The organism is Stenotrophomonas maltophilia (assembly GCF_006970445.1).
In the GTDB taxonomy this organism is placed as follows: Bacteria; Pseudomonadota; Gammaproteobacteria; order Xanthomonadales; family Xanthomonadaceae; genus Stenotrophomonas; species Stenotrophomonas maltophilia_AU.
Genome location: NZ_CP033877.1, coordinates 696,489 through 721,603 on the forward strand (window position 1 = coordinate 696,489; position 25,115 = coordinate 721,603).

At 67.8% G+C, this 25,115-nt stretch carries 24 protein-coding genes and 1 other RNA gene; 17 read left to right on the forward strand and 8 right to left on the reverse strand.

Annotated features, from left to right (window positions below; translation table 11 throughout):
* The first annotated feature begins 18 nt into the window (after nucleotides 1-18).
* From EGM71_RS03070 to thiL, 5 genes are all read left to right on the forward strand, one after another.
* Complete coding sequence (locus tag EGM71_RS03070; RefSeq protein WP_119007437.1) at nucleotides 19-621, forward strand: riboflavin synthase; 603 nt, start codon at nucleotides 19-21, stop codon at nucleotides 619-621.
* A complete protein-coding gene (ribB, locus tag EGM71_RS03075) occupies nucleotides 618-1,718 on the forward strand; it encodes a 3,4-dihydroxy-2-butanone-4-phosphate synthase (protein ID WP_188487749.1) in 1,101 nt (366 codons plus the stop codon). The genes EGM71_RS03070 and ribB overlap by 4 nt, the downstream gene beginning before the upstream one ends.
* A gap of 170 nt (nucleotides 1,719-1,888) precedes the next feature.
* Nucleotides 1,889-2,356, forward strand: a complete 468-nt coding sequence (gene ribH / locus EGM71_RS03080; protein WP_049443133.1) for a 6,7-dimethyl-8-ribityllumazine synthase — start codon at nucleotides 1,889-1,891, stop codon at nucleotides 2,354-2,356.
* Nucleotides 2,353-2,832 (forward strand): transcription antitermination factor NusB, encoded by a 480-nt coding sequence (gene nusB / locus EGM71_RS03085; RefSeq protein WP_005408062.1) that lies wholly within the window; start codon nucleotides 2,353-2,355, stop codon nucleotides 2,830-2,832. The genes ribH and nusB overlap by 4 nt, the downstream gene beginning before the upstream one ends.
* A 120-nt stretch (nucleotides 2,833-2,952) precedes the next feature.
* Entirely contained in the window at nucleotides 2,953-3,915 is a 963-nt protein-coding gene (gene thiL / locus EGM71_RS03090) for a thiamine-phosphate kinase (RefSeq protein WP_049443134.1), read from the forward strand.
* Nucleotides 3,916-4,061: 146 nt separating this feature from the next.
* Here the strand turns inward: thiL and EGM71_RS03095 are convergent, their stop codons facing one another.
* Nucleotides 4,062-4,424 carry a DUF805 domain-containing protein gene (locus tag EGM71_RS03095; RefSeq protein WP_317608632.1) on the reverse strand — a complete coding sequence of 121 codons (363 nt, stop codon included), beginning with the start codon at nucleotides 4,422-4,424 and terminating at the stop codon, nucleotides 4,062-4,064.
* Between the two features lie 124 nt (nucleotides 4,425-4,548).
* Complete coding sequence (locus EGM71_RS03100; protein ID WP_049438571.1) at nucleotides 4,549-4,959, reverse strand: hypothetical protein; 411 nt, start codon at nucleotides 4,957-4,959, stop codon at nucleotides 4,549-4,551.
* A gap of 424 nt (nucleotides 4,960-5,383) precedes the next feature.
* Between EGM71_RS03100 and EGM71_RS03105 the strand changes: the two genes are divergently transcribed.
* Nucleotides 5,384-7,405 carry an acyltransferase family protein gene (locus EGM71_RS03105; protein WP_188487753.1) on the forward strand — a complete coding sequence of 674 codons (2,022 nt, stop codon included), beginning with the start codon at nucleotides 5,384-5,386 and terminating at the stop codon, nucleotides 7,403-7,405.
* Between the two features lie 22 nt (nucleotides 7,406-7,427).
* On the opposite strand, the gene EGM71_RS03110 is transcribed toward EGM71_RS03105, so the two are convergent.
* The 4 genes from EGM71_RS03110 to EGM71_RS03125 all read right to left on the reverse strand — a co-directional run bounded on the left by EGM71_RS03110 (nucleotide 7,428) and on the right by EGM71_RS03125 (nucleotide 11,719).
* Nucleotides 7,428-8,813 carry an FAD-binding oxidoreductase gene (locus EGM71_RS03110; protein ID WP_188487755.1) on the reverse strand — a complete coding sequence of 462 codons (1,386 nt, stop codon included), beginning with the start codon at nucleotides 8,811-8,813 and terminating at the stop codon, nucleotides 7,428-7,430.
* Complete coding sequence (locus tag EGM71_RS03115) at nucleotides 8,810-9,529, reverse strand: metal-dependent hydrolase (RefSeq protein WP_188487757.1); 720 nt, start codon at nucleotides 9,527-9,529, stop codon at nucleotides 8,810-8,812. Before EGM71_RS03115 ends, EGM71_RS03110 begins: the two co-directional genes overlap by 4 nt.
* 110 nt (nucleotides 9,530-9,639) lie before the next feature.
* Nucleotides 9,640-10,008 (reverse strand): YraN family protein, encoded by a 369-nt coding sequence (locus tag EGM71_RS03120; RefSeq protein ID WP_188487759.1) that lies wholly within the window; start codon nucleotides 10,006-10,008, stop codon nucleotides 9,640-9,642.
* Entirely contained in the window at nucleotides 9,998-11,719 is a 1,722-nt protein-coding gene (locus EGM71_RS03125; RefSeq protein ID WP_188487761.1) for a penicillin-binding protein activator, read from the reverse strand. The genes EGM71_RS03120 and EGM71_RS03125 overlap by 11 nt, the downstream gene beginning before the upstream one ends.
* An 81-nt stretch (nucleotides 11,720-11,800) precedes the next feature.
* Here EGM71_RS03125 and rsmI point away from each other — a divergent pair, with 81 nt between their 5' ends.
* A complete protein-coding gene (gene rsmI / locus EGM71_RS03130; protein WP_188487762.1) occupies nucleotides 11,801-12,619 on the forward strand; it encodes a 16S rRNA (cytidine(1402)-2'-O)-methyltransferase in 819 nt (272 codons plus the stop codon).
* A 154-nt stretch (nucleotides 12,620-12,773) separates the two neighbouring features.
* Nucleotides 12,774-13,125: RNase P RNA component class A (rnpB, locus tag EGM71_RS03135), an RNA gene on the forward strand.
* 88 nt (nucleotides 13,126-13,213) lie between these two features.
* Here the strand turns inward: rnpB and EGM71_RS03140 are convergent.
* Nucleotides 13,214-13,693, reverse strand: a complete 480-nt coding sequence (locus tag EGM71_RS03140) for a DM13 domain-containing protein (protein WP_188487763.1) — start codon at nucleotides 13,691-13,693, stop codon at nucleotides 13,214-13,216.
* A 357-nt stretch (nucleotides 13,694-14,050) separates the two neighbouring features.
* On the reverse strand, nucleotides 14,051-14,827 hold the full coding sequence (locus EGM71_RS03145; protein ID WP_188487764.1) for an NRDE family protein: 777 nt from the start codon (nucleotides 14,825-14,827) through the stop codon (nucleotides 14,051-14,053).
* Nucleotides 14,828-15,196: 369 nt separating this feature from the next.
* Between EGM71_RS03145 and EGM71_RS03150 the strand changes: the two genes are divergently transcribed.
* The 9 genes from EGM71_RS03150 to murG are packed head-to-tail and all read left to right on the forward strand — an operon-like array spanning nucleotide 15,197 to nucleotide 25,080.
* On the forward strand, nucleotides 15,197-15,598 hold the full coding sequence (locus EGM71_RS03150; RefSeq protein ID WP_008266948.1) for a division/cell wall cluster transcriptional repressor MraZ: 402 nt from the start codon (nucleotides 15,197-15,199) through the stop codon (nucleotides 15,596-15,598).
* Nucleotides 15,599-15,612: 14 nt separating this feature from the next.
* Complete coding sequence (rsmH, locus tag EGM71_RS03155) at nucleotides 15,613-16,596, forward strand: 16S rRNA (cytosine(1402)-N(4))-methyltransferase RsmH (protein ID WP_188487765.1); 984 nt, start codon at nucleotides 15,613-15,615, stop codon at nucleotides 16,594-16,596.
* A complete protein-coding gene (ftsL, locus tag EGM71_RS03160) occupies nucleotides 16,593-16,856 on the forward strand; it encodes a cell division protein FtsL (RefSeq protein ID WP_188487766.1) in 264 nt (87 codons plus the stop codon). The genes rsmH and ftsL overlap by 4 nt, the downstream gene beginning before the upstream one ends.
* On the forward strand, nucleotides 16,853-18,697 hold the full coding sequence (locus EGM71_RS03165; protein ID WP_188487767.1) for a peptidoglycan D,D-transpeptidase FtsI family protein: 1,845 nt from the start codon (nucleotides 16,853-16,855) through the stop codon (nucleotides 18,695-18,697). The genes ftsL and EGM71_RS03165 overlap by 4 nt, the downstream gene beginning before the upstream one ends.
* Entirely contained in the window at nucleotides 18,694-20,202 is a 1,509-nt protein-coding gene (locus tag EGM71_RS03170; RefSeq protein WP_188487768.1) for a UDP-N-acetylmuramoyl-L-alanyl-D-glutamate--2,6-diaminopimelate ligase, read from the forward strand. The genes EGM71_RS03165 and EGM71_RS03170 overlap by 4 nt, the downstream gene beginning before the upstream one ends.
* Complete coding sequence (locus tag EGM71_RS03175; protein WP_188487769.1) at nucleotides 20,199-21,593, forward strand: UDP-N-acetylmuramoyl-tripeptide--D-alanyl-D-alanine ligase; 1,395 nt, start codon at nucleotides 20,199-20,201, stop codon at nucleotides 21,591-21,593. Before EGM71_RS03170 ends, EGM71_RS03175 begins: the two co-directional genes overlap by 4 nt.
* Entirely contained in the window at nucleotides 21,583-22,668 is a 1,086-nt protein-coding gene (gene mraY / locus EGM71_RS03180; protein WP_010481929.1) for a phospho-N-acetylmuramoyl-pentapeptide-transferase, read from the forward strand. The genes EGM71_RS03175 and mraY overlap by 11 nt, the downstream gene beginning before the upstream one ends.
* 1 nt (nucleotide 22,669) lies before the next feature.
* Complete coding sequence (gene ftsW / locus EGM71_RS03185; protein WP_188487770.1) at nucleotides 22,670-23,995, forward strand: putative lipid II flippase FtsW; 1,326 nt, start codon at nucleotides 22,670-22,672, stop codon at nucleotides 23,993-23,995.
* Nucleotides 23,992-25,080 carry an undecaprenyldiphospho-muramoylpentapeptide beta-N-acetylglucosaminyltransferase gene (gene murG, locus EGM71_RS03190; protein WP_188487771.1) on the forward strand — a complete coding sequence of 363 codons (1,089 nt, stop codon included), beginning with the start codon at nucleotides 23,992-23,994 and terminating at the stop codon, nucleotides 25,078-25,080. The genes ftsW and murG overlap by 4 nt, the downstream gene beginning before the upstream one ends.
* Nucleotides 25,081-25,115 lie beyond the last annotated feature (35 nt).

Here is a 25,115-nt window from a genome sequence, read left to right on the forward strand (position 1 = left end):
TTTCGCGGAGAACGTTTCTTGTTTACTGGAATCATCGAAGGCGTCGGCCGTCTGGCCGCACGCGAATCCATCGGCGGCGATGTCCGCTTCACCTTCAATGTCGGGAATCTGCCGTTCGACAACGTGCAGATGGGCGAGAGCATTGCCATCAATGGCGTCTGCCTCACCGTCATCGCGTTCGACGCCAGCAGCTTCCAGGCCGATGCCTCTACCGAGACCCTGGGACTGACCACGCTGGGCCAGCTGGGCGAGGGTGCGGTCATCAACCTGGAGCGCGCCATGCGCCCGACCGACCGCCTCGGGGGCCATCTGGTCAGCGGCCACGTCGACGGCCTCGGCCAGGTGCTGTCCATCCACGAAGACGCACGTGCCCAGCGCTGGCGTTTCGCCGCGCCGGCCTCGCTGCGCCGCTACATTGCCAAGAAGGGCTCGATCTGCGTGGACGGCGTCAGTCTCACCGTCAACGAAGTGGACGGCGAAGGCTTTGAAGTCGCCCTGATCCCGCACACCGTGGCCAACACCGCCTTCTCCGCCGCAGGCGTGGGCAGCGCGGTCAATCTTGAAATCGATCTGGTCGCCCGCTACGTCGAACGCCTGCTGGGCGAAGGAGCACGCGCATGAATTTCGCCCCGATTCCGGAGATCCTGGAAGACATCCGCCTGGGCCGCATGGTGGTCATCGTCGATGACGAAGACCGCGAGAACGAAGGCGACCTGATCATGGCCGCCGAACTGGTCAAGCCGTCGGACATCAACTTCATGGTCACCCACGGCCGTGGCCTGGTGTGCCTGCCGCTGACCCGCACCCGCGCCGCCGACCTCGGCCTGGCGCCGATGGTGCAGGCCAATACCGCGCAGTTCCAGACCAACTTCACGGTCAGCATCGAGGCCGCCGAGGGCGTCACCACGGGCATCTCGGCGCACGACCGCGCGCACACCATCCGCACTGCGGTGAAGCCCAACGCCAAGCCGTCGGACTTGCACCAGCCGGGCCACATCTTCCCGCTGATCGCCCAGCCGGGCGGCGTGCTGACCCGCGCCGGCCACACCGAAGCCGGCGTGGACCTGGCCATGCTGGCCGGGCTGGAGCCGGCCGGCGTGCTGGTGGAGATCCTGAACCCGGATGGCAGCATGGCGCGCCGCCCGGAACTGGAAGTGTTCGCCCGCGAGCACGGCCTGAAGATGGGCTCCATCGCCGACCTGATCGCCTACCGCCTGGCCACCGAGAAGACCGTTGAACGCGTCGACGAGCGCGAGATCGACACCGAATTCGGCCCGTTCAAGCTGGTGACCTACCGCGACCGCATCGCCCACGACCTGCATTTCGCCCTGGTCCGCGGCACCCCGGGTGCGGACACCCCGACCCTGGTACGTGTGCAGGTGGAAAACCCGCTGGCCGACCTGCTGCACTGGCGCCGTGACGACTTCGGCGTGGCGGCCACCGATGCCCTGCGTGCGATCGATGCCGAGGGCGCGGGCGTGATGGTGGTGCTGTCGGCCCCACGCGACGGCGAAGCCCTGCTGGCCCGCCTGCGCCAGCAGCCGGCGCCGGTAGTGCCGGGCAAGGATAAGGATGTGGGCCAGTGGCGCCGCAATGGTGCCGGCGCACAGATCCTGTCCGACCTGGGCCTGGGCAAGCTGCGGGTGCTGGGCACCCCGCGCCGCCAGATCGGCCTGGCCGGGTACGGCCTGGAAGTGGTGGAGACGGTCACCCTGTAATGGGTAGTGCCGGCCGCTGGCCGGCAACCGCATCCCCGGGATTGCCGGCCAGCGGCCGGCACTACCGGTGGGTGCCGACCGTTGGTCGGCACACCCTGCGGGGCCCGCCAGCCACGGCCGGGGCCCATCCACGCTAGAATTACCCCCTTATCGAGTCCCCCAAGCCGCATATGAGCCACTACGAAGGCGATCTTCGCACTCCCGAATCGGCGCGCTTCGCCATCCTGGCCAGCCGCTGGAACGCCCGCATCACCGACGCGCTGGTCGCAGGCGCCCGCCTGAGCCTGGCCGGCAACGGCATCACCGAAGCCAACATCGACGTGATCCGCGTGCCGGGTGCCTGGGAACTGCCGCTGGTGGCCGCACGCCTGGCCGCCGCCCATGAACACGCCGCGATCCTCACCCTGGGCTGCGTGATCCGTGGCGACACCCGCCACTACGAACACGTGGCCGACCGCTGCGCCGAAGGCCTGATGCGCGTGCAGCTGGATTTCGGCGTGCCGGTGCTGAACGGCGTGCTGGCGGTGGAACGTGCTGAAGATGCCGAGGCCCGCGCAGGCGGCAGCCACGGCAACAAGGGCGAGGAAGTCGCACTCGCCGCATTGGAAATGGTCAACCTTCTGGAGCAGCTGCCATGAACAAGAACACCCAGGGCAAGCCCTCCGGTAAACCCGTCCGCCGCGATGGCGTCGATCCGGTGCTGCGCTCGCGCGCCCGCCGTCGTGCCGTGCAGGCCATCTACGCCTGGCAGATCTCCGGCGGCAACGCACAGTCGCTGATCGCCCAGTTCGCCCATGAGCAGGCCCGCGAGATCGCCGACCTGGCGTACTTCGAGGCGCTGCTGCACGGCGTGCTCGACAACCGTCGCGACATCGACGAAGCGCTCGGCCCGTACCTGGACCGTGGCATCGAAGAAGTGGACGCGATCGAACGCGCGGTGCTGCGCCTGGCCGCCTACGAGCTGCGCTACCGCCTGGACGTGCCGTACCGCGTGGTGATCAACGAAGCCATCGAATCGGCCAAGCGCTTCGGTTCCGAACACGGCCACACCTATGTCAACGGCGTGCTGGATCGTGCCGCCGTGGAATGGCGCAAGGTCGAATCGGGTCACTGACCCACCTGTGGTAGTGCCGGCCGTTGGCCGGCAGCTGCAGGGATCCTGAGGTTGCCGGCCAGCGGCCGGCACTACCGCCCACCGCGCCCTGCGCGGCACGTACAACAGCGGGAACGCCCCATGTCCCTGGCCGAATTCGCCCTCATCGACCGCATCCGTGCCCGCACCCTCGAGCGCGACGACATCCTGCTCGGCATCGGTGACGACGCCGCGCTGCTGCAGCCGCGCGCGAACGAACAACTGGTGGTCACCGCCGATACGCTCAACAGCGGCGTGCACTTCCCGGTGGAAACCCCGGCCTTCGACATCGGCTGGAAGACCCTGGCGGTCAACCTGTCGGACCTCGCCGCGATGGGCGCGCGCCCGGCGTGGTGCACGCTGGCGTTGTCGCTGCCGGAAGCCTCTGAAGACTGGATCGAGGCCTTTGCCGATGGCTTCTTCGCCCTGGCCGACCAACACGACATCGCGCTGATCGGCGGCGACACCACGCGCGGTCCGCTGTCGCTGTCGGTGACCGCGATGGGCCAGGTCGGGCGTGGCCAGGCGCTGCGCCGCGATCGCGCGCAGGTGGGGGACGACCTCTGGGTCAGCGGCACGCTGGGTGACGCCGCCGGTGCGCTGCGCCTGTGGCAGCAGGGCGCGCTGAGCGTAACCACCGCCACGCTGCTGGCCGACTACGAAAGCCTGCGCCTGCGCCTGCTGCGGCCGACGCCGCGTGTAACGCTCGGCCTGCGCCTGCGTGCCTTCGCGCATGCGGCGGTGGACGTGTCCGATGGCCTGCTGGCCGACCTCGGTCATATCGCCACGCGCAGCAACGTGGCCGCACATGTCGATGCCGATTCGCTGCCGATCTCGCACGCGCTGCGTGAGCTGCTCGGCCGCGACGGTGCACGCGACTGCGCACTGCGCGGTGGCGACGATTACGAGCTGTGCTTCACCGCCGCCGCCGACCAGCGCGACGCGCTGCACTATCTGGCCGAATCGCTGGACGTGCCGCTCACCCGCATCGGTCGTATTGCCGAAGGGCAGGGCGTGCACGTGGATGGCGAAGCCGCCGTCGGCGGTTACCAGCACTTCGCGTAGCCGCAGCGGTACTGCCCTGGTGGGTGCCGACCTTCGGGGTGGGGTCAGATCGATGTTGCTCTGGTAGGTGCCAACCTTGGTTGGCGCGAATGTGTCGACCAAGGTCGACACCTACCGAAGCGGGCCGTTCAATGTTCGGGGTGGGGTCACACGTGCGGAACAGGCGCGCCAAAGCGATTGCCGCCCGGCATGCCCGGCATCAGCAGGAACGCGATCACCACCAGGCCGCCGAAGGGCACCAGGGAAAGTAGACACCACCAGCCAGAGCGGCCGGTGTCATGCAGCCGGCGCACCGTCAGCGCAGTAAGCGGCAGCAGCAATGTCAGCCATGCGAGCAGGCCGAGTGCACGGGATACCAGCCCGAACATTCGCGATCCGGTGTAGCCGGCGACGAGCGCCAGCCCAGTCAGGGCAGCCGCCACGAACAGGAGGAACAGCTGGAACCACCAGTACTCGCTGCGACCCGAACGCCTGTTGAACTGTGCGTAGCGCTTCAGTGGCATCAGCATTCTGCGCATCCCAGTACTCCCTTTGATGAGAGGGGTACTCTCGGTGTCGCTGAGAATCCGAACCATTGAAATTGTTGCATTCGGTCTCGCTCGAGCACATTCCATGGCCGGCGAAACCCAGGGCTCACGCCGCCCGCAACTGCACATCCACATACTCGGCCAGCCCTCGGCAGGCCAGCAGCAGGCCCTCGCGCGCGCCATCGCCCATCTGCTGGTCGATATCACCGTCCACCCGTACGCGCTCGGTGGCGTGCAGCAGTTCCAGCAGGAAACTCAGCCCCGCATTGGCGCGGTCGATGCGCGCCAGGGCCAGGCGTTGCCCGGGCGTGCGGTTGTTGCCGGGCCACGGCTGGCCATCGGCGGCATCGCCTTGGCGGATGTACTGCAGGCAGGCCTGCAGGGTGATGGCGCCGGCGCTGTTGCCGCTCTGCAGCGCAACGAAGGTGTCTTCCAGTGTGCGGGCCAGGTCATCCGGCAGGCGCGTGGCAGCGTCGCCCAGCGTGGCGAACAGGTGCGGGTAAGGGGAAGCGGTCATGGCGGCGTCCTTGTGCAAGCGGCAAGGGGCCACCCTGCTTAACAGCGAGGGTGGCGGACGGTGCGTGGTTCCAATACCGGTGGCTAACGTCGTCAAACGCCGGCGGGCACGAGGCCCCCACGCACCGCCCGCCATAGGTGCGCGGACAGAATGCCTGCCGACGCCACCCAACAAGGAAAGGGCGACGCCGGCAGGCAAGCGTAAACGACATTAACCAAACGGGATTGGAAGCCCGTGCCACCCGTTGTCGGTGGCGCTACATGATTTGCATGCAGTGCCACGTATGCCAATGAGAAAGATTTGAAAATTCGAGAACGTTGCAGATGTGCGGCGCGCGCTTCAGTGTGGCAATTGCGACATTCCTTTAGAGCCGAGCTGGCACCGGAGCTGAACAATGTCCACGTCTGTCGCGATCATCCATTGAATGACTGCGGCAGCGGTGGTGATGCTGTCGGATCGTTTTCCTCCCGTTGCCTGCATGTCCCCTCCCGAACGTTCCCACAACGCCGCCATCGATGGCCTGCGCGCACTGGCGGTGCTGGCCGTCGTCGTCTTCCACACCAACGCGACATGGCTGCCCGGCGGCTTCACCGGTGTGGACCTGTTCTTCGTGGTGTCCGGCTTCGTGATCAGCCAGTCGCTGGCCTCGCGCACCCATGCATCGCTGGGTGCCATGCTGCTCGACTTCTACCGTCGCCGCGTGTTGCGCCTGTTGCCGGCGTTGCTGGTGATGCTGATGGCGACCTTCGTGCTGTCGGCACTGTTCATCCCCCGCGCGTGGCGCAATGAGCAGTTCGACCAGACCGGTTGGGCCGCGCTGGTCGGCTTCAGCAACATCGTGCTGGCCGGCCAGCAGGACGACTATTTCTCACCCGGTGCTGAACTCAATCCGTTCCTGCATACGTGGACGCTGGGCGTAGAGGAACAGTTCTATCTGATTTTCCCGCTGTTGTTCTTCGTGTGGCTGCGCGGGCGTGAGCGTTGGCCGTGGTCGCGTTGGCTGTTGCCGGTGCTCACCGTGTTGTCGCTGGCGTGGGCGGGCTGGCAGGCGCAAGCGGCACCGGCGGCAGCGTTCTATCTGCTGCCGGCGCGATTCTGGGAGCTGGCCGCGGGCGCGCTGCTGTACCAGTGGATGCGTACGCGTACGCCGGGCCAGAACGGTGACATGGTTGCGGCGGCCGGCCTGGCGCTGCTGGCCGCAGGTGTGGTGATCGCACCGCAGATGGCGATGCCGGTGCCGGGCGTGCTGGCGACCGTGGCCGGTACCCTGCTGCTGTTGACCAGCGTGACCGCACGCGGCACGTCCCGCATCGGCCGCGCGCTGGGGTGGGCGCCACTGGCCTATCTGGGGCGCCTTTCGTATTCGCTGTACCTGTGGCATTGGCCGTTGCTGGTGCTGCTGCGCTGGACGTACGGGCTGCAGGGCCCGGCGCTGTGGCTGTATCCGGTGCTGCTGCTGGCGGTATCCGCTGCGTCGTATCACTTCATCGAGCGCCCGCTGCGCAGTGCGGCGCCGCTGCTGCGCCTGGCACCGGGCAAGGTGCTGGCGATGGCGCTGCCGGTGGTGGCGCTGTGCGGTGTGGGGGCTTGGGCCACGGTGGAGTACCACGAGCAGGTCTCGCTGAGCGTTACCCGCGACGGTTATGCATGGCAGGCGCGCCGCTACCCGGCCTGGCGACCGCTGGAGCCGGTGAGTGCGCCAGCGCTCGACGGGCGGCGCCTGTTCGTGGTGGGCGACTCGCATGCAGCGGCGTATCGCACCATGACCAGCATGGTCGCGCGGCAGACCGGCATGGAGGTGCGCCAGCAGGATCGCGGTGGCTGCAGCTTCGTCAACCTGCTGCGGGCCAGCCCGGCCGACTGCCAGGACTTCATCGAAGACGCGCTGTCGACCATCGGGCGCGAGGCACGTCCCGGTGACATCGTGCTGCTGGCGGCATTGCGCATGCCGGAGCTGCGCGGATTCGACTGGCAACAGCAGGATGCGCAGCAGATCTATCGTCAATTGCTTGCCGAGCGTACCCCGACCAACGCGCAGGCCGCGCGCGATGAGGCTGAACGCGTGCTCGGGCGTTTGCAGACGCTGGGCGTACACGTGGTGATCGACGCACCGCTGCCGCTGTTCAAGGCGGGTGCGTACCGCTGTTCGGACTGGTTCAATCGTCGCAATCCGGCTTGTGCCGGCGGTCTGAGCATGCCGCGTGCGGATCTGGAAATGCTGCGCGTGCCGCAGATGGCACTGCTGGCGGACCTGGCGGCGCGTTACCCGTCACTGACCGTGTGGGATCCGCTGCCGTTGCTGTGCGGGCCAGACACCTGTTCGGCGGTGGAAGATGGTGAACCCCTGTACTTCGACAATGACCATCTGAGCGGACACGGTAATCGCGTGCTGTTGCCCAGCTTCCGCCAGACCCTCATCGACAGCGTAGGCAGCGCGCCCCGGTAGCGCCGGGCATGCCCGGCGGCGTTCACACCGGCGGCAGCACCTTGCCCGGGTTGAGGATGCCGTCCGGGTCCAGCGCGGCCTTGATCGCGCGCATCGCCGCCAGCGTTTCCGCGCTGAAGGCCTGGGCCATGAAATCGCGCTTGGCCAGGCCGATGCCGTGTTCGCCCGACAACGTGCCGCCCAGCGCCAGCGTCAGTTCGAAGATCTTCGGCAGCGCGGCATGCGCGCGTGCGTTCTCGTCGGCATCGTCCGGGTGATAGAGGATGTTGACGTGCAGGTTGCCGTTGCCGGCATGGCCGAAGGTGACGATGGTCAGCGTATAGTCGCGCGCCAGTGCCTGCACGCCGGCCACCAGTTCCGGAATGCGCGACACCGGTACCACCACATCCTCATTGATCTTGCCCGGGGCAACGCTGCGCAGTGCCGGCGACAGCGCCTTGCGTGCGGCCCATAGCTGGTCACGCGCGCGGCCTTCCATCGCTACGTCCAGCTCGATCATGCCGTCGCCTTCGGCGGCGCTGGCCAGTGCCTGCAGCAGGTAGGGGAGGGTGTCGTGGTCACCATCGGCTTCGACCAGCAGCATCGCACCGGCCTCCGGCACGTCGGCACCATTCAGCCGCAGCAGCTCCAGGCTGCGGGCGTCCATGAATTCCAGGCGGGTCGGCACTACTGGCTGCGACATCAACCGCGATACGGCGGCCGCAGCGGCATCGGCATCGCGGTACAGCACACGCAGGCCGGCCTGGCTGACCGGCAGCGGGGTCAGTTTCAGCGTGGCTTCCACGATCAATGCCAGCGTGCCTTCGCTGCCTACCAGCAGATGGGTGAGGTCGTAGCCGGTGGCGTCCTTGGTGTAGGCGCCGCCGCAGCGGATGACGTCGCCGGTGCCGGTCACCGCCACCAGACCCAGTACGTTGTCGCGGCTGGTGCCGTACTTCACCGCGCGCGGGCCGCCGGCGTTGCAGGCGAGGTTGCCACCGATGCTGCAGATCTCGGCGCTGGAAGGGTCCGGTGCCCAGAACAGGCCATGCGGCGCCAGTGCCTGCTGCAGGGTACCGTTGAGCACGCCCGGCTGCACCACCGCGCAACGATCACCGGCGCGGATCTCGACGATGCGGTCCATGCGGGTGAACGACAGTACGATGCTGCCCGGCAGCGGCACCGCCGCGCCGGTGGTGCCTGTGCCGGCACCGCGCGCGACCAGCGCCACGCGATGCGCGCGACAGGCCCGCACCAGCGCCTGCACCTGTTCGATGTCGGCTGGCAGCGCCACAGCCGCGGGACGCTGGTGACGCCATGAGTTGTCCTGCGCGTTGGCCTCCAGCGCGCTGTCATCCATGCGCCAGCCCTCCGCGCCCAGCAGAGCGGACAGTTCGGCAACCAGGGGGGCGGGCAGGGCAGGACTCATGACGGATCTCGTGGGGCAGCAGGAGCGGGTTGGATCAGTTTCCAGGCGACGACGGCGGTAGCCAGCGGCAGCCACACCCAGCGCAGTTCAGAGAGCAGGGTGGCCAGGCCGCGCGCGCTGAAGAACTGCGGCGCGAACGGTGAAACGCGGATGGGTCGCCACGGTGCGAAGAAGCGGTGTTCGCTCCACGGCCAGGCCAGCGCAACGCCGAGGCCACCGGAGGTCATCGCATCCAGCAGCGGATGGCTGGCGGCGCAGACGAAGACGAACACTGCGGCTTGTAGGGTCGATGCCATCGTTGGCCGCGCCTTGGTAGGTGCCAACCTTGGTTGGCACAGAACCGCCGACCAAGGTCGGCGACTACCGGAGCGTGCCATTGCCTCTCCGGTAGGTGCCAACCTTGGTTGGCACGAAACCGCCGACCAAGGTCGGCGACTACCGGAACTGCGGCGTGCCGACCACGGTCGGCCGCTACCAAAGAACGCCAACACCGCGGCCAATGCCGCCAGCACGCCGGCAAACAGCAGTGAATGACTGGCACCGCGATGGCCGAACGCATCGGCGTAGGGAATGTGCAGCGCGAAGGCCAGCACATCGGCATCCGGCAGCATCGCTGCAATCACGCCGGCAACCAGCAGGCGCGGCGGGATGCGGCCGCGATCAGCGGCGCACCACAGCGCCAGCGGCACAGCGGCATGGGTGATGATCGAAGGCATCAGTCATGGACCATGGTAGTGCCGGCCAGGCTGCGCTCTGGTAGGTGCCAACCTTGGTTGGCACAGAAGCGCCGACCAAGGTCGGCCTCTACCAGAGCGGACGGAAACCATCAGCAGTCATCCAGCCGGAATGCATCCCGCAGCCAGTGCAGCTGCGGTGGTTCGCCACTGGCTTCGACCACGTCGAAGCGGCAGGGCGCATTGGCCAGCGCCGGGTGGTCCTGCAGGTACAGCTGCGCGGCATGGGCCAGGCGCCGGCATTTGCGCGCATCGACCGAAGCGGCGCCGCCACCGAAATCGGATCGCGCGCGATAGCGCACCTCCACGAACACCACGGTGCCGGCATCGTCCATCACCAGGTCCAGTTCACCGCCGCGATAACGCACGTTGCGCGCACGCGGCCGCAGTCCGGCCTGTTGCAGATGCTGCTCGGCGGCGGCTTCCACCGCCGAGCCACGTTGGCTCCGCTCAGCGACCACCGACGATCGGCATCGGCCGGCCGCCATTGAAGGTCGACCATGCCGGCTGGCGCAGGATGTTGCCGTTGCTGTCCAGGAACAGGGTGCCGGTCGCACCATCCAGGCCGCCTTCGTTGGACAGCTTGTCCAGATAGGCGGTGATCTTCCAGGCGTCGGCACCGAAGGCGAACAAGCGGCCGGCCGCACCGCGTGCGCTCGGCAGGGTGCTGGCCACCTGGCTGGCCGACGGCAGGCCGGACACGCTGCGTACGTTCCAGGCTTCATTCGGGTAGACGATGCCGTCCAGCGCCACGTCTTCTTCCACCTTGCCGCTGCCGACAGTCAGCTGCGAGGTGCCGACGCGGGTCGCGCCACCGGCACCGGCCAGCGCCAGCTGCGGCGCCAGAAGGCGGGCCTGCGGCGCACGCACGGCGAGGAACACGGCATCGACCTGGCCGGCATTGCGCACCTGGGCGCCGATGTCGCCCACCGCATCGCTGACGCCGACGGTCGCCACCACCTGGCCACCGCGCTGCGCGAAGCGCTGGGCGAAGGCGGCGGCGGAACGGCGGCCGGTGTCGTCATTGCTGTTGATAACCAGCGCGCGGTTGCGCTCGCGGCCACGCAGGTACTCGGCGGCGACGATGCCGTCATCTTCTGGTGCCAGCGAGAAGCCAGCGCTGCCGGCCGGCGGTGCGTCCTTGCCGCGGTTCAGGGCCAGCACCGGCACCTGCAGCTGCTGGCGGCCGTACACCGCGTCCACTTCGTCGCGGCCCAGCGGGCCGACCACGAAGTCGGCACCGGAGGCGACGGCCTTGTCATAGGCAGCGAGGGCACCGGCCGGAGTGCCGGCGGTGTCGAAGAAGTTGATGTCCGGGCGGCGGCGGCTTTCACCGTAGTAGGCGCTCAACAGACCATCGCGCACCGGCTGCGCGGCGGTGGCCAGGCGGCCACTGAGCGGCAGCAGCACGGCCAGCTTGGCCGGCGGGCGGTAACCGTCGCTCATCGCCGGCGGGCGCTTGCTGGTGTCGAACTGGGCGGCACCATCGCGGTCGAACGGGCGCGGCAGCGGCAGGCCGCGTGCGATCAGTGCACGGCCGGCGAAGTTGTACAGCGGGTCGTTGGCCGGCAGGGCGGCGGCACGGCTGCGCAGGGTGGCGTCGTCGAGGGTGCCGAGCAGGCCGGCAATGGCGGCCTGGTTCTCGCTGCGGGCACTGCCGGTCAGGCTGGCATGGGCGCGGGCGCGCTCGGTGGCGGCGCCGAAGGCATCGCCGGTGCCCTGCAGGGCACTGGCGCGGGCCAGGTACCAGCGCGTACGCAACGCCGGCAGCACGTTGTCGCCGTGGTCCTTCAGCAGGGCCAGTGCCTGCGCCGGCTGCTTGTCGGCCAGGGCCAGCTCGGCATTGGTCAACTGGTAGCGCTGCAGGCTGGCGCCAGACAGCTGGCGTGCGGTGAGCTGGCCGAGCAGGCTGCGCGCGCGGGCGCTGTCACCGGCCAGGTGCCAGGCCCAGGCCGCATCGGCCAGCGCGTTGCTGCGGGCGCCGCCGCGCAGGGTGGCGGCCAGGCCTTCCAGCTGCAGCGCGGCGTCGCGCGGCTTGCCCTGTTCGATCAGCGCCAGCGCCTGGCTCTGGGCCGGCGAATCGGGCGTGCTGGTCAGGCTGGTGGTGGCACAACCGGCCAGCAGCATCAGCGACAACGACAGGGCGGAGATCCGTGCGGCGGGCTTGTTCATGATCGGGTCCATGCGATGAGGGCAGCGGCCTTGGCCGGGTACACGCTACGATTCTACCCTTGCCCCGTGAGTACCGCTGAAATGAGTGTCCCAACCCTGTACGTCGTCGCCACCCCGATCGGCAACCTGGCCGATCTGAGCCCGCGCGCGCAGGAGGTGCTGCGTTCGGTGGCGGCCATCTGTGCCGAGGACACCCGCCGCAGCGGCCAGCTGCTGTCCCATTTCGGCATCCAGCAACCGCTGGTGGCCCTGCACGAACACAATGAAGACGCCCTCGCGCAGCGCCTGGTTTCGCGCCTGCAGGCCGGCGAGTCGCTGGCACTGGTCAGTGATGCCGGCACCCCGCTGGTCAGTGATCCCGGTTTCCGGCTGGTGCGTGCCGCGCGCGCGGCGGGTATCAAGGTCAGCCCGATTCCCGGTGCCTGTGCCGCCATCGCCGCGCTGAGCGTGGCCGGCCTGCCCAGCGACCGTTTCAGTTTCGAGGGTTTCCTGCCGGCCAAGGCCAGCGGCCGCCGCGACCGGCTGCAGACGCTGGCCGGCGAAGTGCGCACGATGGTGTTCTACGAATCCTCGCACCGCATTGCCGAATCGCTGGCCGACATGGCGGCGATCTTCGGTGGCGAACGCCCGGCGGTGCTCGCCCGCGAGCTGACCAAGCTGTTCGAGACCGTGCTCGATGGCGACCTGGCCGGCTTGTTGGCCAAGGTGGAAGCCGACGACAACCAGCGCAAGGGCGAGTTCGTGGTGATGGTGCAGGGCGCGGGTGATGATGAAGAAGCGCAGCTGGCCCATGGCCGCCGCGTGTACGCCAAACTGAGTGAGCACCTGCCGCCGTCGACCGCCGCCAAGCTGGCCGCCGAGTTGACCGGCGCACCGCGCAAGGCGTTGTACGGCAGTTGATCGATCGTGCGGACCAAGGTTCGCACCCACCAAAGCGGAATCCGCACCCACCGGAGTAGCGGAACCGGTAGATCCACGTCTGCATGGACGGATGAACCGGATGCCGCGATCAGCACGGCAGGAAGGGCGTGCGTACGCTAGAATATGCGCTGGCGGAGCCGGCCAGACAGTCGCGTCATCCCTTCGGGGGTGCCGAGGAAAGTCCGGGCTCCATAGGGCAAGGTGCCAGGTAACGCCTGGGCGGCGCAAGCCGACGGAAAGTGCAACAGAAAGATACCGCCTACGTCTTCTTCGGAAGGCCGGTAAGGGTGAAATGGTGCGGTAAGAGCGCACCGCGAGTCTGGCAACAGACCGGCACGGCAAACCCCACCTGGAGCAAGACCAAATAGGGATCCTTTGGCGCGGCCCGCGTTGGATCCGGGTAGGTTGCTTGAGCGTTGCGGTGACGTAACGCCTAGAGGAATGACTGTCCACGACAGAACCCGGCTTATCGGCCGGCTCCGCCTCTTTCTTCTTCCACGCATGGCGTGGATCTACCGTGATTGCGGGGTCGGATCCCTTTCCGGAGGAAAGGGATCCGACCCCATGCCCTGATCAACCCGGCGTGCGGTACTGCCCAGCGGAAATGAACTGCGAGAAGCGCTCGCACCACACCACCACCGTGGTGTAGTCGTCCACGTCCACGTTCGCCGGCACGTCCACCAGGAAGCGGTTGAAGCTCTTCACCTCGCCGATGCGCTGGGCCTGCGCCTTGACCTTCAGGAAGTCGGCCTTGTTGTCGACGAAGTCGCGGACCAGGTAGACCTTGTAATCCGGGCCCGGTCCCATCTTGCCGTCGAAGGCAACCTGGGTGGCGCTGACGCTGACCTTGCCTTCGGCCCAGTGCACCGCGTCGCTGCCTTTGAGGTCGCGGCGGAAGGTGGTGCGGTAGGTGGCGTCGTTCATTGCGGCCTGCACCTGCGCGACCGGCGGGTCATCGGGGGCGATCAGAATGGGTAGGAGGTAGACGCCCAGGCCGAAGCCAAGGCCGAGGGTGAGCAGGTGGGTGGCGAGCAGGATGAGGATGCGGCGCATGGGGCCTCCTTGGGGTTGCGGTCGATCGCGCGGCGGGGTGCCGGGCGCCACCACCCTGGGAGGTCAGGGGCGACATTTATAGACACAGTGCCGATTGCGAAAAGGACACAGTCGGGTGGCTGCGATGCCGAAACCCCTGTGGCGCGGACGGATCGTGGTCGCAGTTGGAAGCTGAATGACGTTTCAGGCCCGCTGCGATGACGACTGCCGTCGCGTGGATCGCGACAACGCGATGCCCGGTAGTGCCGGCCGCTGGCCGGCAACTTCATGGCACATCCGAAGATCCAGAGGTTGCCGGCCAGCGGCCGGCACTACCCCGCTGGCAAGAAAATCCGCCCAGCGGCCGGCACGACCCGGTCAGAAAATGACGCGGCTCTGTCCGCTGGGGGCACCCTGTGGGCCGAAGCGACGTTCGTGGATCTCGCCGTGGCCGTCGGCGTCGATCAGCAGCACGGTGCTGGCGCGGGTGCCGTAGTCGTCGCCGCGGATGAAGGCCGGGCTCAGCCAGCGCTCGCGTTCCAGGCCGATGCCGGTGTCGGGCAGGTCGCTGTCGGCAGGGCGGTGTTCGTCGGCGAGGGCGTTCCAGAGTGGGGTCAGATCCCTTTCCCCTTGCGAAAGGGATCTGACCCCGTCTTCCTGCAGCCAGGCTTCAAGGGCAGCCATCAGCCGCCGGGTCTTCGGCCAGGGCGCGTCCAGCGCGCCGTTGGACATGCCGTGCACGCCCGGGCCGAGGGTCTGCCGTTCGGCGGGATGGTTGCCCAGGTACTCCAGGCTGTCGCTATCGGCCAGCAACAGGTTGAACGGGGCGTAGGCGCCAGCCACGGTCGCCAACCGGTCGATATGCACAGCGGCCGGGTCGCGGCCGCGCAGGAAGTCGGCCACCAGCGCGCCGCGTGACGGGCCGGTCTGGGCCGCCAGCGGATCGCGGACGTTGGTGACCACTGCCATCCGGCCCGAGGCGCCAACGCCGGCCCAGCCGCCGCCGGAGCGCAGGTCGCGCCCCCCGATGACGGACGTCTCATCCTGCCAGGGGGCTAGCGCCGCCGTCGGGCGGGCGTGGAACTCATCACGGTTGCCGGTCATCACCAGTCGCCAACGCGGGTGGTGCATCCAGCCAAGAGCGAGCAGGCACATGGCCTCATTGTGCACGGTTTGCGCAGTCCGGCGCCGTTTCCGGCCCGTTCTGGATGAATGCGCAGCCGATGTTTCACGCCCCGTCCACGCCCCTGAACTTCCGTTCAATCTCAAAAAATGAGACGGATCAGCAACTTGTGGATAAGCCTTGAACAATTCTCTAAAGGTTGTTGCAAGCCATTGATGCGGCTGGCGATTTCCCTGCTGAAAAGTTGTTGACAACCCTCGGCCCGCTGCTAAGGTGGGCATCAGAGGGAAATCCGGGTGTTTTGTGGGTTTTCGTGGTTCAATGTTTCACCGGGCGAAGGACAAGGTGCAGGCGTCGTGTTCCAGGGCGAGACGGCCATCACAGTTGACGACAAAGGGCGCATGGCGGTTCCCACCGCTTACCGCGACCTCGTCGCGCGCGCCAGCAACAACCGTCTCGTGCTGACCTACAACCCGTTCGAAGCCGGCTGCCTGTGGCTGTACGCAGAGTCGGAATGGGAGCGGGTCCGCGACGATGTGATGTCCAAGCCCAACACCCAGCGCGTCGTGCGCCTGTTGCAGCAGAAGCTGGTCGGCTCGGCCGCCCATCTGGAGCTGGACGGCAACGGTCGCATCAGCATCCCCGCCAGCCACCGCGGTGCGGTGGGCATTGAGAAGAAGGCGGTATTGCTCGGTATGGGCGACAAGTTCGAATTGTGGAGCGAGCAGGCGCATCGGGCCCTGATCCAGCAGACGTTGTCTGACGAGGATCTGGGTGATGGGTTGCTCGACCTGAAGTTGTGAGCCGGGGTGCCCGGATGCGCCCAGAAGCGCAGGCCGGTCACCTTCCGGTGTCGCAGTCGCCGGCGGTGCACCTGCCGGTCCTGTACACCCAGGTCCTTGAAGGCCTGAGGGTGATCGAAAACGGACGTTATCTGGATGGCACGTTCGGTCGTGGCGGTCATGCACGTGGCGTGCTTACCCAGCTCGGTCCCGAGGGGCGCCTGCTGGTCATGGACAAGGATCCGGAAGCCATTGCCGTTGCCGAGCGCGATTTCGCGCCGGACCCGCGCGTGTCCATCTTCCGTGGCAGCTTTGCCCAGCTGCTGCAGTGGGATGCGACGGCCGAAGGCCTGGACGGCGTACTGTTCGACCTCGGTGTGTCGTCGCCGCAGCTGGATGTGGCCGAACGTGGCTTCAGCTTCGGCAAGGACGGCCCGCTGGACATGCGCATGGATCCGGATAGCGGTGAAAGCGCCGCGCAGTGGATCAACCGCGTCGAAGACCGCGAGATCGCCGACGTGCTGTGGACCTACGGCGAAGAGCGCCAGAGCCGGCGCATCGCGCGCGCCATCGTGGCCCGCCGCGAGAAGCAGCCGTTCACCCGTACCGCCGAACTGGCCGAGCTGATTAGCTCGGTGATGCCGCGCAGCAAGTCGGGATCCGATAAGAGCCGGATCCACCCGGCCACGCGCAGCTTCCAGGCCATCCGCATCCACATCAACCGTGAGCTGGCGGATCTGGAAGCCGGTCTCGATGCGGCGGTCGAACGACTCAAGCCCGGTGGCCGCCTGGCGGTGATCAGCTTCCATTCGCTGGAAGACCGCATCGTCAAGCAGTACATGAACCGCCTGGCCAAGGCGCCGCCGGCCAACCGCCGCCTGCCCGAGGCCGTTGCGTTCGTGCCGACGCTGGACCTGATCGGTGGGGCCATCAAGGCCACCGACGAAGAGCTGGCCGCCAACCCGCGTGCCCGCAGCGCCGTGCTGCGCGTGGCACAGAAGCGGGAGGCCGACGCATGAGCCGGCTGCTGCTGATCATCCTGCTGGCCTGCACCGTGGCCTCGGCGATCGGCGTCGTGTTCGTGCGTCACCGTCATCGGCAGACGTTCATCGAGCTGTCGCGCGCCGAGCGCATGCGCGATGACATCAACCTTGAATTCGGCCGCCTGCAGCTGGAGCAGGCGACGCTGGCCGAGGCCAACCGCGTGGACCGTATTGCCCGCGAGAAGCTGGGCATGAAGTTCCCCGAGGCCGGTGACATCGTCGTGGTGCGCCCATGAGCAAGACCGGCCGCAACCGCCCGCGCAACGCCTTCAACCTGCGCCAGCGCCTGCGCTGGGTCGCGCTGGCGCTTGGCCTGTGCTCGGTGTCGCTGGTGGGGCGTGCGGCCTACGTGCAGATCATCAACAGCGACTTCTACCAGCGCCAGGGCGAGGCCCGTTACCTGCGCGAGCTGCCGATCAAGACCTCGCGCGGCATGATCACCGACCGCAACGGCGAGCCGCTGGCGGTGTCCACGCCGGTTGCCTCGATCTGGGTCAACCCGCAGGACCTGCTGCGTTCGCCCGAGCGCATCCCGGAGCTGGCCCAGTCGGTCGGCATGTCGGTGGATGAGCTGAGCAGCCGCCTGTCGCAGAAGTCGGACAAGGAATTCATGTACCTGCGCCGCCGGATCAATCCGGACGAGGCAGAGAAGGTGGTCGCGCTGAAGATCCCGGGCGTGGCCGCGCAGCGCGAGTTCCGCCGCTTCTACCCGCAGGGCGAAGCGATGGCGCACGTGCTGGGCTTCACCAACATCGACGACCGCGGCCAGGAAGGCCTGGAACTGGCGTTCGACGAATGGCTGCGCGGCAAGGCCGGCGCCAAGCGGGTGATCCGCAACCGCAAGGGCGAGACGGTCGAGAGCGATCTGCTGCGCGCCGCCGAGCCGGGCAAGGACCTGACCCTCAGCATCGACCGCCGTATCCAGTACCTGGCCTTCAAGGAACTGCGCAACGCGCTGGTGGCCAACAAGGCGGCTGGCGGTTCGATGGTGATCATGGACGTGACCACCGGCGAGATCCTGGCCATGGTCAACCTGCCGACCTATAACCCGAATTCGTTGACCGGCGCGATCCCCGATACGCGCCGCAACCGCGCGGTGACCGACCTGGTCGAGCCGGGTTCGACGATGAAGCCGCTGACCATCGCCACCGCGCTGCAGGCCGGTGCGGTGACCAAGGACACCGTCATCGACACCAACCCGGGCTACATGACCCTGGGCCGCTTCACTATCCGCGACGTGCCGCGCAACAACGGTGTGCTGAACGTGACCGGCGTGATCACCCGCAGTTCGAACGTGGGTGCAGCCAAGGTTGCGGCGAAGATGCCGGACCAGACCTTCTATGACGGCGTGCGCCGCTTCGGCTATGGCTCGGCGCCGCACAGCGGTTTTCCGGGTGAATCGGCCGGCGTGGTAATGCGCCCGGCGCGCTGGTCGGGCACCACCAAGACCACGATGTCCTATGGCTACGGCCTGTCGGTCACGCCGCTGCAGATCGCCACTGCGTACTCGGCGCTGGCCAACGGCGGCCGCCTGATCGCGCCGACCTTCGTCAAGGGCCAGCGCAACGAAGGCCAGCAGATCATCGACGAGAACGTCGCCCGGCAGGTGGTGGCGATGATGGAAACGGTGGTCACCCAGGGCGGCGCCAAGCAGGCGGCGGTGCTGGGTTACCGCGTGGCCGGCAAGACCGGCACCGCGCGCAAGGCCGGCCCGGGCGGTTATGAGCGCGGCCATTACAACGCGCTGTTTGCTGGCGTGGTGCCGGCCACCAACCCGCGTTTCGCCACCGTCATCGTCATCAACGACCCGCAGGCCGGCAAGTTCTACGGCGGCCTGGTGTCGGCGCCGGTCTACCACAACGTGATGGAAGGCACCCTGCGCCTGATGGACGTGCCGCTGGACGACCTGCAGTCGTGGCTGGCCGCACAGCAGTCGGGCAAGGTCGGCCATTCGGCGTCGATCCTGCCGGCGCCGCCGGCCGAGGCCGCGCTGCCGGTCGATGCCGCTGCCGAATTCGATGCTGCGCTGCCGAGCGCGCAAGCCCAGACGCCGCCCGCTACGGGAGGCACGCAATGAGTCCTTCGATGTTGCTTTCGCAGTTGCTTCCGGACGTTGCCCTTGCAGGGCACGATCCCGTTCTGACCGGCCTGGTGCTGGACAGCCGTGCCGTGCGCCCCGGCAATGCCTTCGTTGCCATCGCCGGTTTCGGCGCGCACGGCCTGGGCTTTGTCGAGCAGGCACGCGCCGCCGGTGCCAGCGCCATCCTGTTCGAACCGCCGGCGCCTGCCGAACTGCCGGCACCGGGCGATGCGATCGCCGTGCCGGGCCTGCGCGCACGCATGGGTGCGATGGCCGACCAGTTCCATGGCGCACCGTCGCGGGCGATGGCGATGGTGGGCGTGACCGGCACCAACGGCAAGACCTCCACCGTGCAGCTGCTGGCCCAGGCCTGGCACCTGCTCGGAACGCCCAGTGGCAGTATCGGCACGTTGGGCGCCGGACTTTATGGTTCGGTTGAACCGACCGGCTTCACCACGCCGCTGGTGTTGCAGATGCATGCGCTGCTGGCGCAGCTGCGCGACGCCGGTGCGCGCGCGGTGGCGATGGAAGTCAGCTCGCATGCGCTGGACCAGGGCCGCGTGGACGCCGTGCACTACGACGTGGCGGTGTTCACCAACCTCACCCGCGACCATCTTGATTACCACGGCGACATGGCCAGCTACGGCGCGGCCAAGGCGCGGCTGTTCCATCGCCCGGGCCTGAAAGCGGCGGTGATCAATCTTGACGATGCCTTCGGTCGCCAGCTGTTCGCTGGCCTGCCGGCCGGCGTGCAGGCGATCGGCCTCAGTTCGCGTGGTGCCACCGACGCCAGCGTGCGCGCCGAGGCGCTGCAGCTGGATGGACGCGGCATTGCCTTCGAGCTGGTCATCGACGGCCAGCATGCTGCGGTGCAGTCGCCGCTGCTGGGCCGCTTCAATGTGGACAACCTGCTGGCCGTGGCCGGTACCCTGCACGCGCAGGGCCAGCCGCTGCCGCGCATCGCCGAAGTGCTGTCGGCACTGCAGCCGATCCGTGGCCGCATGAACCGCCTGGGTGGCGAAGACGGCCTGCCGACTGTGGTGGTTGATTACGCACACACTCCGGATGCCCTAGAACAGGCGCTGGACAGCCTGCATGGCCATCTGCACGGCGCGCTGTTCTGCGTGTTCGGCTGTGGTGGCGAGCGCGATACCGGCAAGCGCCCACAGATGGCGGCGATTGCCGAGCGCCTGGCCAATCAGGTCATCGTCACCGACGACAACCCGCGTGGCGAAGATGGCGACGTGATCGTGGCCGACATCCTGGCCGGCTTCCAGAACGCCGATGCCGTGACCGTGCAGCGCAGCCGCGCGCGTGCGATCGGCCTGGCGGTGAAGCGTGCCGGTGCCGGCGACATCATCCTGATCGCCGGCAAGGGCCACGAGCCGTACCAGGAAGTGAATGGCGTGCGCCATGACTTCGACGACACCGAAGTGGCCGCGGCTGCACTGGCGGCCAAGGCCGGTGTGCTCAGCGCGCAGGCCGGGGAGGGCGCCGCATGAAGCGCACCCTGCTTTCGCTGATCGCACACTGGGCCGGCGGCGAGATCCACGGCGACGACGTGGCCATCGATGCGGTCAGCAATGACACCCGCAACCTCGGCCCGGGCAGCCTGTATGTGGCGCTGCGCGGCGAGCGTTTCGACGGCCATGACTTTGCCGCCGACGCGCAGGCGCGCGGTGCCAGTGCGCTGCTGGTCGAGCGCCTGCTGCCGATCGAACTGCCGCAGGTACTGGTGGCCGACAGTGAACTGGCGCTGGCGAAGATCGCCACCGGCATGCAGCGTGACCGTGGCACCGAGGTGTTCGCGATCACCGGCAGCAATGGCAAGACCAGCGTGAAGAGCCTGCTGCTGTCGATCCTGCAGCAGGTGGCCCAGCACGCGCACAAGGTGGTCTACGCCAACCCGGGCAATCGCAACAACGAGATCGGCCTGCCGCTGGCGGTGATCGATGCGCCGGAAGATGCCGACTACGCCGTCTACGAGATGGGCGCCGGCAAGCCGGGCGATATCGCCTACCTGACCGACATCGCCCGCCCGCGCTATGCGCTGGTCAACAACATTGCCCCGGCACACCTGGAGCGCATGGGCAGCCTGCTCGGCGTGGCAGTGACCAAGGGCGCGATCTACGCCGCGCTGCCGGCCGATGGCGTGGCGGTGATCAACGCCGACGATGCCTATGGCCGCTGGTTCGAACAGCATTTCATCAGTACCCCGGCGCGTTGCCGCGTGCTGCGCTATGGCCTGGAACACTCGGCGGACGTGACCGCGCGCGATATCCGCGCCGGTGCGCAGGGCAGCCAGTTCACCCTGGTCGCACCGGCCGGCGAAGCCCGCGTGGTGCTGGGCCTGCCGGGTCGCCACAACGTCAGCAATGCGCTGGCCGCCGCCAGCCTGGCGCTGGCCGCTGGCGTCGATCTGGCCCTGATTGCAGCCGGCCTGGCCGAAGCGCAGCCGGTACCGGGTCGCCAGATCGCCCATCAGCTGCGCAATGGCGCGGTGCTGGTGGACGACAGCTACAACGCCAACCCCGGGTCGCTGGCGGCAGCCATCGATGCCCTGGCCGCCGCGCCGGAAGAGGGCTGGCTGGTGCTGGGCGACATGCGCGAGCTGGGCCCGGACGCAGAAGCGCTGCATGCGCAGGCCGGCATCCGCGCACGTGCCGCCGGCCTGAAGCGCCTGTATGCACTGGGCCCGCTCAGCGCCGCTGCCGCCGCCGCCTTCGGCGAAGGCGGCCGCCATTTCGCCACCCACGACGCGCTGTCGCAGGCGCTGAAGGACGAGCTGCACGCCGGCGTGCGCTGCCTGGTCAAGGGTTCCCGTGGCAGCGCCATGGACACGATTGTCAAAGCGCTGCTGGCGCAAGGAGAGGAATCCCCGCATGTTGTATGAACTGGCTCGATGGTTGCAGCAGTTGGAGAGCCTGTTCGGGCTGTTCAACTACCAGACGTTCCGCGCCATCCTTGCCGCGCTGACGGCCCTGTTCCTGTCGCTGTGGCTTGGCCCGGCGATGATCCGCAAGCTTGCCCAGTTCAAGGGCGGCCAGCCGATCCGCAAGGACGGTCCGCAGACTCATTTCTCCAAGGCCGGCACGCCGACCATGGGCGGTTCGCTGATCCTGCTCACCATCACCCTGTCGGTGCTGATGTGGGCCGACCTGCGCAATCGCTACGTGTGGCTGGTGCTGGCAGTGATGCTGTGCTTCGGCGCCATCGGCTGGTATGACGACTGGATCAAGATCGTCCGCCGTGACCCGAACGGCCTGAAGTCGCGTTGGAAGTACCTGCTTCAGTCGATCTTCGGCCTGGCCGCGGGCCTGTTCCTGTTCTACACGGCCGACGTGCCGGCGGCGCTGACCTTCTACATTCCGATGTTCAAGTCGATCGCGCTGCCGCTGGCCGGCATCGGCTTCGTGGCCATCGCCTACTTCTGGATCGTCGGCTTCTCCAACGCGGTGAACCTGACCGACGGCCTGGACGGCCTGGCGATCATGCCGACCGTGCTGGTTGCCTGCGCGCTGGGCGTGTTCGCCTATGCCTCGGGCAACGTGGTGTTCGCCAACTACCTGCAGATCCCGCAGATCCCGGGCGCTGGCGAGCTGGTCATCATCTGTGCGGCCATCGCCGGTGCCGGCCTCGGCTTCCTCTGGTTCAACACCTATCCGGCCATGGTCTTCATGGGCGACATCGGCGCACTGGCGCTGGGCGCGGTGCTGGGCACGATCGCAGTGATCACCCGCCAGGAACTGGTGCTGGTGATCATGGGTGGCGTGTTCGTCATCGAAACGCTGTCGGTGATGATCCAGGTCGCCTCGTTCAAGCTGACCGGCAAGCGCGTGTTCCGCATGGCGCCGATCCACCACCATTTCGAACTGAAGGGCTGGCCGGAGCCGCGCGTGATCGTGCGCTTCTGGATCATCTCCGTCGTGCTCGTGCTGATCGGCCTGGCCACGTTGAAGGTGCGCTGAGATGAACGACCTGTCCCGCCAGGCAACACGCCTTGAAGCCATCGAAGGCAGCTACGACAAGTGGCTGCTGGGCGCGATCATCGCGCTTACCGGTGTCGGCGTGGTGATGGTGGCGTCCAGCTCGATCGCGCTGATGAGCAGCCCGTTCTACTACCTCAACCGCCACCTGATCTTCCTGGCGGTGGGTATCGTGCTGGCGGTCATCGCCGCCCGCACCGAGTTGAAGTCCATCGAGCAGTACAACCAGATGCTGTTGCTGGGCTGCTTCGTGCTGCTGCTGGCGGTGTTCACGCCGGGCCTGGGCAGCACGGTCAACGGTGCTCGCCGCTGGATCAACCTGGGCGTCTCCAAGTTCCAGACGGTCGAGGCGGTGAAGGTGTTGTACATCGTCTGGCTGTCCAGCTATCTGGTGCGCTTCCGCGACGAGGTCAATGCGACCTGGCCGGCGATGCTCAAGCCGCTGGGCGTGGCTGGCGCGCTGGTGGTTCTGCTGCTGCTGCAGCCGGACTTCGGTTCCTCGACCCTGCTGCTGGCGATCACCGCCGGCATGCTGGTGCTGGGCGGGGTGAACATGCCGCGCATGTCGATGCCGGTGATCATCGGCCTGGTCGGCATGAGCGCACTGGCGATCATCGAGCCGTACCGCATGCGCCGCATCACCTCCTTCCTGGACCCGTGGGCCGACCAGCAGGGCGACGGCTACCAGCTGTCCAACGCGCTGATGGCCGTGGGCCGTGGCGAATGGACCGGCGTCGGCCTGGGCAACTCGGTGCAGAAGCTGTACTACCTGCCCGAAGCGCATACCGACTTCATCTTCTCGGTCACCGCCGAGGAATTCGGCTTCCTGGGTACCTGCGTGATCGTGGCGCTGTACGCGCTGCTGGTTGGCCGCACGTTCTGGCTGGGCATGCGCTGCGTGGAAATGAAGCGCCACTTCTCCGGCTACATCGCCTTCGGCATCGGCCTGTGGATCAGCATGCAGACCTTCGTCTCGATCGGCGTGAACCTGGGCATCCTGCCGACCAAGGGCCTGACCCTGCCGCTGATCTCCTCCGGCGGTTCGTCGGTGCTGATGACCTGCGTGGCGATGGGCCTGCTGCTGCGCGTGTCCTATGAACTCAAGCGCGCCGAGCGCCGCCAGGCCGTGCGCATCGGTGGCGCCGAAGATGCCGCTGCCGAGCCGATGGACGAGCCCGCCACACCGGTGGCCGCCAGCGTGCCGATGAGCGCCGAGCCGGTCGCCTCCGCGCCCGCTGCAGCGAACGCCGCACGCGGCACCAGCCGCCTGCAGTCGCGCATCGAACCGACCTTCGGGAGGCTGTCATGAGTGCAGCCACCGAGAGTGGGCGCCCGGTGATGATCTTGGCAGGTGGCACCGGCGGCCACATCTTCCCCGGCCTGGCCGTGGCCCGCGTGTTGCGCGAGCGCGGCGTGCCGGTGACCTGGATGGGCGCCGATGGCGCGATGGAAACCCGCCTGGTGCCGCAGCACGACATCGCCATCGACACGCTGGCCATCACCGGCCTGCGCGGCAAGGGCAAGCTGGCCCTGCTGGCCGCACCGTGGCGGCTGATGCGTGCGCTGCGCGCGGCCGGGCTGATCATCCGCAAGCGCCAGCCGCGCGCGGTGGTCGCCTTCGGCGGCTTCGCCTCCGGCCCCGGCGGCATGGCCACGCGCCTGCATGGCCTGCCGTTGATCGTGCATGAGCAGAACCGTGCGCCGGGCCTGACCAACCGCATCCTGTCGCGCTATGCGCGCCGCCTGCTGACCGGTTTCCCGGGCACCTTCGCCAAGCGCGAGGAGTTCGTCGGCAACCCGGTGCGTGCGGAAATTGCTGCCATTGACCCGCCGGAACAGCGCTTCGCCAACCGCCAAGGCCCGCTGCGCGTGCTGGTGGTCGGTGGCAGCCAGGGGGCGCGTGCACTCAATACCGGCGTACCGCAGGCGATTGCTGCGCTGGGCTCGGGGGTGACGGTGCAGGTTCGCCACCAGAGCGGCGAGAAGATGCATGCCGAAGCGGTCGAGGCCTATGCCAAGGCCAGCGTGCAGGCGGAAATCACGCCGTTCATCGCCGACATGGCCGAGGCCTTCGCCTGGGCCGATCTGGTCGTATGCCGCTCTGGCGCGTCCACGCTGGCCGAGCTGTGCGCGGTCGGTGTCGGCAGCGTGCTGGTGCCATTCCCTGCTGCCGTCGACGATCACCAGACCCGCAATGCGGAATACCTGGTCGAGCGCGGCGCAGCGATTTTGCTGAAGCAGGACGGAACGCTGGCCGACGGCATTGCCGCACTGCTGCGCGATCTGTCCGAAAATCCCGCCCGCCGCATGCAGATGGCGCAAGCCGCGCGTGCCCTGGCCAAGGTCGATGCCGCCGAGCGCATCGCCGATATCATTCTCGAGGAAGCTGTATGAAGAAGGCATGCCACCGCGCCTGCCCTGCGCGAGGC